The sequence below is a fragment of the Streptomyces solincola genome (genome assembly GCF_002982015.1).
Lineage (GTDB): Bacteria > Actinomycetota > Actinomycetes > Streptomycetales > Streptomycetaceae > Streptomyces > Streptomyces solincola.
This window is the reverse complement of sequence record NZ_PVLV01000575.1, coordinates 1-6,013: the sequence shown is the minus strand read 5'-3', so window position 1 is coordinate 6,013 and position 6,013 is coordinate 1. Positions and strand designations below refer to the sequence as shown.

Sequence of the window (6,013 nt, the reverse complement as noted above, 5' to 3'; positions counted from 1 at the left end):
CGCGGGCATCGCGCCGAGCGGCCCCGCCCAGCCCAGGCCGGCCGCGGCGACCAGCACGTCCACCCGGCCCTCCCGGTCCAGGGCGTCGGCGGCGAGCTTGGCCACGCCGGCCGGTTCGCCCAGGTCGCCGGGGAGCGGGACGCCGCCGGTGCGCCCGGCCACGGCGGCCAGCCTTGGCTCGTCGCGCCCGGCCAGCAGCAGCCTGCAACGTCCGTCGGCGGCGAACCGGTCGGCGACGGCCGCGCCGATGCCGGAGGACGCTCCCGTGACGAGCGCCACCGGCCGGATCGGCGGCGGCAGGGCGGCACGGGAGGGCGCGGACGGGGTCGGAGTCGGCATGCGGGCCTCCGGGCTGTGGACGGGGTGCCCTTCCAGCGTCCCGGTTTCCGGCCGCTTCGCCTCCCGGCGTGGGCCGGCGGCGTCCTGTCGTCCACCCGAACAGTCCGACGCGCGCCGTCCCGGGCCGCGCCGGGCCGCCGCGCGCCGCACGATGGGACGTCCCGCCCGGCAGGGGCGCGGATCGGTGACGGAGGCATGAGGATGCGGCATCCGACACGGCGGCAAAGGCGGCGGTGCCTGGTGCTGACCGCGGGCATGGGCGCGGGGCACGACGCGGTGGCCGGGGAGCTGGCCCGCCGGCTGCGGGCGGCGGGCTGCGAGGTGCTGGTACGGGACGTACTGACGCTGCTGCCGCCGGGCGCGGGCCCGGCGCTGCGCGGTTTCTACCGGTTCGTCGTACGCCGGGCGCCGGCGCTGTACGGGCTGATCCACCGGGTGTTCCTGGCCCCGGCGCCCGGGGCGCGGCGGCGGCCGGACGTGTCGCCGCTGGCGAGGCTGGCGGAGCGGCCGCTGACCGCGCTGGTGGCGCGCGCCAGGCCGGACGTGGTCGTGTCCACGTTCCATCTGGCGGGGCAGGTCACCGGGCGGCTGCGGGCGCGGGGCGCGCTGGACGTGCCGTGCGCGGTCTGCGTGACGGACTTCGCGGTGCACCGGGCCTGGCTGGAGCCGGGCAACGACCTGTACCTCTGCGTCACCGAGGCGGCGGCGCGGGCGACGAGGGCGGGGACCGGCCGCCCGGCGGTGGCGGCCGGCCCGGTGGTGCCGCCGGACTTCCGCCGGGCCGACACCCCCGGCCCGGCGGCGCGGCTGGCGGCGGCGCGGGCGGCGGGCCGCCCGGTGGTGCTGCTGTCGGCCGGGGCGTGGGGGGTGGGCCCCGGGCTGCTGCCGGCGGCCCGGGCCCTGCTGGCGGCCGGCTGCCTGCCGGTGCTGCTGTGCGGGCGGGACGAGAAGCTGCGCGGGCGGGCGAACCGGGTGCCGGGGGTGCTGGCGCTGGGCTGGGTGCGGGACCTGCCGGGACTGATGGCCGCCGCCCGGGTGCTGGTGGACAACGCGGCCGGTCAGACCGCGGCGCAGGCGCTGGCCGCCGGGCTGCCGGTGGTCGGCTTCCGGCCGATCGCCGGACACGGGGCGGCGGGCGTGCGGGAGATGGCCGCGCGCGGGGTCTCGGTGTACGCGGACGGGCCCGGCGAGCTGGTCGCGGCGGTCACCGCGCTGTCCGCCGACGGCCCCGCCCGGGACACGCTGGTACGCGCCGGGGCCGCGCTGTTCCGCGAGGACGCGGCCGCGCTGGTGCTCGCCCTGGCAGCGGAGCCAGCCGCCGGGACCTGACAGGGCAGCCCGGTGCCAGCTGCCGGGCGGCGGGCCGCTCAGGTGGCGGCAGTTCGGCCGTTCGGCCCTCCCGCGTCACCGGGCTGATGCACCCTCGGGCGTGGGGGACGCCGGTGCGGGGTCCATTGCCGGGGAGGCAGCCGTGGGGTGGACGAGCGGGGAGGAAGCCATGGGGTGGACCAGCGAGGAGTACGGCCGGTCCCACGAGGGCGGCGCGGGCGCGGTGCTGGCCGACGGTTCGGAGCCCGGGCCGGTGAGCGTCGACCTCGGCAGCGGCGGCGACGTGCACCGCACCAGCGAGTGGTGGGCGTACACCGGCGCCTTCGGCCGGCCCCGGGCCGCCGCCTACCGGGGGCGCTGCTCCTGCGGCTGGCGCGGCCCGGCTTACCCGGTCGACTGGGAGCGGCTGGACGACGGCGGCAAGCTGTCCGACCTGGACACCTCGGGGCCCTACGGGGACTGGCGGGACCACCTGCGCGCGGTGGAGGCGCGGACGGTCCCGCTGCCCGAGGAGCTGGCCGAGCTGCTGGCCCGGTTGGACGAGCGGCTGGAGGCGGTCGCCGACCAGGCCCCGGTGGCCGCGCTCAAGGCGGTGGCGGCGGTGGAGCGGATGACCTCCCGGATCTCCCGGGAGGCCGCCTGGGCGGTCGAGGAGGACGGGCTGTCGTGGGAGGCCGTCGGCACCGCCCTGGGCCTGACCGCCGAGGACGCCCGCTCCCGGCTCGCCGACTACCTGCGTCGGGGCTGACCGCCCCGGCGGGCCGGTCAGTCGACCGTCAGGACGATCTTGCCGGTGGTGCGGCCCTGCTCGCCGAGCGCGTGCGCCTTGGCCGCCTCGGCGAGCGGCAGCACGGTGTCCACCACCGGCCGCAGCCGGCCGGACTCGGCCAGGGCGGCGATCTCCAGCATTCCGTGCCGGTCGGGCTCGACCAGCAGCCAGCCGGTGCGCACGCCGTCCGCGTCGGCGGGCACGTCGCCCGGGCCGGGCAGGGTGACCAGGGTGCCGCCGGGCCGCAGCACCTTCAGCGACCGGGCCCCGGTGTCGCCGCCGACGTTGTCCAGGACCGCGTCCACCGGACCGACCACGTCCTCGAAGGCGACGGAGCGGTAGTCCACCACCTCGTCGGCGCCCAGCGAGCGCAGCAGCTCGTGCTTGGCGGCGCTGGCGGTGCCGATCACGTACGCGCCCCGGGCCTTGGCGATCTGCACGGCGAGGTGCCCGACGCCGCCGGCCGCGGCGTGCACCAGGACCCGGTCGCCCGCGCCGACGCCGGCCGTGTCCACCAGCGCCTGCCACGCGGTGAGCGCGGCCAGCGGCAGCGCGGCGGCCTCCTGGTGGCTCAGCGCGGCCGGCTTGGCCGCGAAGTGCCGGGCCGGGGCGGCGGTGTACTCGGCGTAGCCGCCGGCCTGCCGGGGGAAGTGCGGCATGCCGAAGACCTCGTCGCCGGGCTGGAAGAGCGTGACGCCGGGCCCGACCGCCGCCACCGTGCCGGAGACGTCCCATCCGACGATCGCGGTCTCGCCCCAGTCGACCAGCTCGCCGCTGGTCCGGGTCTTCCAGTCGGCCGGATTGACCCCGGCCGCCCGGATCCGCACCAGGATCTCGCCGAGACCCGGTGCGGGGCGCTCGATCTCGCGCTCGACGAGCACCTCGGGACCGCCCCACTCGCTGACGACGACGGCACGCATGGCTGACATGGCTCTTCTCCTCATTGGGCGCATGGTCGGGCCCACCACCCAGTGGGCCGAGCCCTCAGCATGGCCGCCCGCGTCGCCGGGCGGCGCTGGCCGTACGGCCAGCATGTGACAGAATTCGGCCATGCACCGTGTCGCCGTCCTCGCCCTCGAAGGCGTCCCCCCGTTCGAGCTGGGCATCCCCTCGCGGGTCTTCGGCAACGCCCACGACGCCGAGGGCGGCGGACTGTACGAGGTGACCGTCTGCACCGCCGACGGGCGGCCGGTGGCCAGTGACGCCGGGTTCACGGTCACCGTCAACGCCGGGCCGGAGGCGCTGGAGCGGGCGGACACCGTGATCGTGCCGCCCACCCACGCCATGGACGAGCTGACCCGGGGGGCCCCGCTCCCCCCTGCGCTCGCCGAGGCGCTGGCGCGCATCCGGCCCGGCGTCCGGCTGGTGTCCATCTGCACCGGGTCGCATGTGCTGGCCGCGGCCGGGATGCTGGACGGTCGGCGGGCCACCACGCACTGGCACTCGGCGCCGGAGTTCCGCCGGGCCTTCCCCCGGGTGCTGCTGGACGAGGACGTGCTGTTCGTGGAGGACGGCGACGTGCTCACCTCCGCCGGGGTGGCCGCGGGGGTGGACCTCTGCCTGTACATGATCCGCCGGGACCACGGCACCGCGGTCGCCAACCGAGCCGCCCGGCTGTGCGTGGTCCCGCCGTGGCGTGACGGCGGCCAGGCCCAGTACATCGACCGGCCGGTGCCCGAGCCGACCGTCGCCACCACCACGGCCACCCGGGCCTGGGCGCTGGAGCGACTGGACACGCCGCTGTCGGTGGACCGGCTCGCCCGGCACGCCAGGATGAGCGTGCGCACCTTCAGCCGGCGCTTCCGGGACGAGGTCGGCATGACCCCGGTGCAGTGGCTGACCGCCCAGCGCCTCGATCTGGCCCGCCAGTTGCTGGAGACCAGCGACCTGCCGGTGGACCTGGTCGCCCACCGGGCCGGCTTCGGCTCGGCCAACTCGCTGCGCCAGCACATGCGCGGGGTGCTCGGCGTCTCCCCCATCGCCTACCGCCGCACCTTCCGCGCCGACGGCCTGGTCCTGGCCGGCGACTGACGGGGCAGGTCACCCCCGGGCGGCGCGCGCAGGCCCCCGGCGGCCCCCGGCGGGCAGGCCCCCCCCGGGGGCCGCCGGTCCGCAGTCCGGGGCCGGGCGCGAGGGTGACGGCCGCCGCGGCGGCGGCCACGACGGTCGTCGCGGTCGCCGGCGAGAGGGCCTCGGCGGCGGGACTGCCGGAGTGGGTGTGGGCGCACGCGGTGACGACCGCTCGGAGGCCGGCGAGGCGCTGCTGAGGGCGCAGGCCGAGGAGTGAGCCGCCCGGTGGCTGGGTTCAGGTCGTGGCGGGGTCGCCGGCGATGAGCGCGAAGACCGCGCCGGCCGGGTCCTTGACCTGGGCCATGCGGCCCACGCCGGGGATGGTCGTCGGCGGGATGACGGTGGTCGCGCCGTGCGCGCCGGCGGCGGCGAAGACGGCGTCCACGTCCCGTACGCCGAAGTAGGGGTGCCACTCGGAGCGCGACCCGGCGGCGAGGTTCTCCGGGCCGAGCTGTAGCGCCCCGCCCTGCGTGGTGTCCTCGCCCTCGCCGCCGCCGGGCGCGGAGATCAGGTGGTAGGGCCCGTCGTCGCCGGCGTCCATCTCCTGGTACGTCCAGGAGAAGACCGAGCGGTAGAAGTCCTGGGCGGCGGACAGGTCGGTGGTGTACAGCTCGGTCCAGCACAGGGTGCCGGGCTCCATGACCGTGTCCAGGCCCTTGACGTCCCCGGGCTGCCAGACGGCGAAGTCGGCGCCCGTGGGGTCGGTGAAGGCGGCGAGCCGGCCGGCGGTGAAGACGTCGTCGGGCTCCGTCCGCACGGTGCCGCCCGCCGCCACCACGGCCTGCCGGGTGGCGTCGGCGTCGTCGGTGTGGAAGTGGACCGTCCAGGACGGGGTGGCGCCCTGCTCGGTAAGCGGGCCGATGGCGGCGACGGTGCCGCCGTCGCGCTGGAAGAAGCCGTATCCGCCGCCGGGCGCCGGCTGGTAGGTCCAGCCGAAGACGGCGGCGTAGAAGGCGACGCCGGCGTCGATGTCGGGCGAGCCGAGGTCGATCCAGTTGGGGGAGCCGGAGACGTAACGGGTCGTCAGCATGCGGGGGCCTTCCGGACGCGGTGAGCTGGCGCGGGGCGGAGCCGGAGCCGCGGCCCACCCGTCCAGTGAACCGTGGACCCGGCGGCGGCGCGAACGCCGCGGGCGGGGCGTTCCCCCATCCGCGCTTCCCGGATGGCGCAACGCTCCCGGATGCCCACTAGATGGTGCAGACCGCGCGCCCAGTGGTGGCGCACGACGAGCGACACGGTGTGTGCCTCACCGGAGTCCGGCGAACGGAGCCACGCCATGACCACCGAAGATCCCACAACTCCCCCGATCGCGGGGCACGGTGACCGGTCCAGGCCGCCCGACGCGGGTCCGCCCCTGCCGTCGTACCCGCCGTTCACCCCGCCGCCCCCTCCCCCGCTGAGCGCCCCGGTGTGGGCCGGCGGGGCGGGCGTCCCGGGCTACGGGTACCGCCCGGCGGGTGGAGACTGCGGTGGGACGCCGGCCGGCGGGACCCGGGCCGCCACCGG

At 77.7% G+C, this 6,013-nt stretch carries 6 protein-coding genes; 3 read left to right on the top strand and 3 right to left on the bottom strand.

Annotation, left to right across the window (positions count from 1 at the left end; genetic code table 11):
* Window positions 1-339 (bottom strand): SDR family oxidoreductase (locus tag C6N75_RS27435; protein ID WP_146132693.1); only part of this gene is annotated, 339 nt, incomplete at its 3' end.
* 201 nt (window positions 340-540) lie between these two features.
* On the opposite strand from C6N75_RS27435, the gene C6N75_RS27430 reads away from it, so the two are divergent.
* Both C6N75_RS27430 and C6N75_RS27425 read left to right on the top strand, forming a co-directional pair.
* Window positions 541-1,668, top strand: coding sequence for an MGDG synthase family glycosyltransferase (locus tag C6N75_RS27430; RefSeq protein WP_105871564.1), 1,128 nt, complete (start codon window positions 541-543; stop codon window positions 1,666-1,668).
* 169 nt (window positions 1,669-1,837) lie between these two features.
* Complete coding sequence (locus tag C6N75_RS27425) at window positions 1,838-2,416, top strand: hypothetical protein (protein WP_105871563.1); 579 nt, start codon at window positions 1,838-1,840, stop codon at window positions 2,414-2,416.
* A gap of 17 nt (window positions 2,417-2,433) precedes the next feature.
* Here C6N75_RS27425 and C6N75_RS27420 read toward each other — a convergent pair whose 3' ends face one another.
* The gene (locus C6N75_RS27420) at window positions 2,434-3,357 is read right to left on the bottom strand and encodes an NADP-dependent oxidoreductase (RefSeq protein WP_105871562.1); all 924 of its coding nucleotides are present in this window, start codon (window positions 3,355-3,357) and stop codon (window positions 2,434-2,436) included.
* A gap of 130 nt (window positions 3,358-3,487) precedes the next feature.
* On the opposite strand from C6N75_RS27420, the gene C6N75_RS27415 reads away from it, so the two are divergent.
* Entirely contained in the window at window positions 3,488-4,468 is a 981-nt protein-coding gene (locus C6N75_RS27415; protein WP_105871561.1) for a GlxA family transcriptional regulator, read from the top strand.
* A gap of 274 nt (window positions 4,469-4,742) precedes the next feature.
* On the opposite strand, the gene C6N75_RS27410 is transcribed toward C6N75_RS27415, so the two are convergent.
* On the bottom strand, window positions 4,743-5,537 hold the full coding sequence (locus C6N75_RS27410; RefSeq protein WP_105871560.1) for a VOC family protein: 795 nt from the start codon (window positions 5,535-5,537) through the stop codon (window positions 4,743-4,745).
* Between the last annotated feature and the right edge of the window lie 476 nt (window positions 5,538-6,013).